Raw genomic sequence first — 1,478 nt, 5'->3', positions numbered from 1 at the left:
GGGGGGTGTCCCTATGGGGTTGGTCAAGCGGCTGCCGGGAGTTTTTCCTTCGGTGCGGGCTGGGCGGGTTGGTAGTAGGTGCCGTTGCGCAGCATGGCGAACAGGACGTCGCAGCGGCGCCGGGCGAGGCAGATGAGGGCGGCGTTGTGTTTTTTGCCTTCGGCACGCTTCTTGTCGTAGTAGGCGCGGCTTTCCGGATCGGGTAGAGCTGCGAAGGCGGCGAGGAAGAAGGCGCGCTTGAGCTTGCGGTTGCCTGCTCGTGCCGGGTGCTCACCTTTGATGGATGAGCCCGATTTGTGGGTGACCGGGGCGATGCCAGCGTAGGCGGCCAGGTGGGCTGAGCTGGCGAAGTGCGAGGCGTCGCCGATCTCGAGCAGGATTCTGGCGGCGGTCCTGACCCCGATGCCGGGCATGGAGGTCAGGACCCCGGCAAGAGGGTGCGCATCAAGCAGCTCCTCCACCTGCGCCGCCAGGGTTGTGCGTTGAGACAGCACGGTTTTCAGGCTCTCGGCCAGCTGCGGCAGCACCGTCTCGGCGGCCGCGCTGCCAGGAACACTCACGGTCTGTTCGTCCAATGCGGCCTGGATCGCCTCGACGAGCCGGGTGTGCATGCGCGGGGCGTGCTCGGCGGCAATGGCGGCGACCGTGTCATTGTCGGTGGCGCGGATGCCTGCCGGCCCGCCGCATTGGGTGAGGATCTCCAGCACGGCCCGGTGCGTGATCTTTCCGCCGATGGCGCGTTCCAGCGCCGGGTGGATGCCGGTCAGCAGCCCGCGGATACGGTTACTGATCCGGGTCGCCTCGCCTGCGAGGTCGTCGTCGTAGCCGACCAGCACCTCCAACTCGGCCAGGGTCTCATCGCCGACATCGACCGCCCGCAGCGTGTGCGGCAACGTGCGGGCGGCATCGGCGATAACCAGCGCATCGCGGGCGTCGGTCTTCGCGGTGCCGGGATAGAGATCGGCGATGCGCCGCATCGCCAGGCCGGGCAGATACGCCACCTCATGCCCGCAGGCACGGGCCACGGCCACCGGCAGCGCACCGATCGTGGCCGGCTGGTCCACCACGACCAGGATCCGCCCGTGCTCGGCGAGGCGATCGAACACCTCCCGCAGCTTCGGCTCGCTGTTCGGCAGTGCCGCATCATGCAGGCGTGTGCCGTCCGGGCTCAGGCCGATCGCGTGGTGTTCGCCCTTGCCGACATCGAAACCGAGGAACACCCCATACTGTGGACTGCTCGCCATTTACCAGGCCTTTCGCCACGTCGGTCCTGGTCACCAGCCACGCATCGACGGTCGGCATCCACGTTACGACGAGACCTCCCCGCAGGCGGTCGTGTCCCTATCCAGCGATCCAGCGATGCACCAAGCCCGGTGACACCACCCCCCGGATCATGCACTCGACTGGGGGCATCAGTCATGCCGGGCCTGGAGACCAGGAGCCCCTCGATCAAGGAGCCGCGAAAACGGTAACGGGGG

General features: G+C 67.8%; 1 protein-coding gene. It reads right to left on the bottom strand.

Annotated features, from left to right (window positions below):
• Nucleotides 1-23: 23 nt before the first annotated feature.
• Nucleotides 24-1,244: an IS110 family transposase gene (locus F8178_RS20330; protein WP_317496465.1), complete on the bottom strand. Its 1,221-nt coding sequence runs from the start codon at nucleotides 1,242-1,244 to the stop codon at nucleotides 24-26.
• Nucleotides 1,245-1,478: the final 234 nt, after the last annotated feature.

Source organism: Haloechinothrix sp. LS1_15 (genome assembly GCF_033042135.1).
Taxonomy (GTDB): domain Bacteria; phylum Actinomycetota; class Actinomycetes; order Mycobacteriales; family Pseudonocardiaceae; genus Haloechinothrix.
Note: the sequence above shows the minus strand (reverse complement) of the source record. Positions and strands in the feature narration are given on the sequence as shown.

What these genes read in the sequence shown, in the direction of transcription:
- F8178_RS20330 (WP_317496465.1), bottom strand. Translation starts at nt 1,244, where the DNA reads ATGGCGAGCAGTCCACAGTATGGGGTGTTCCTCGGTTTCGATGTCGGC.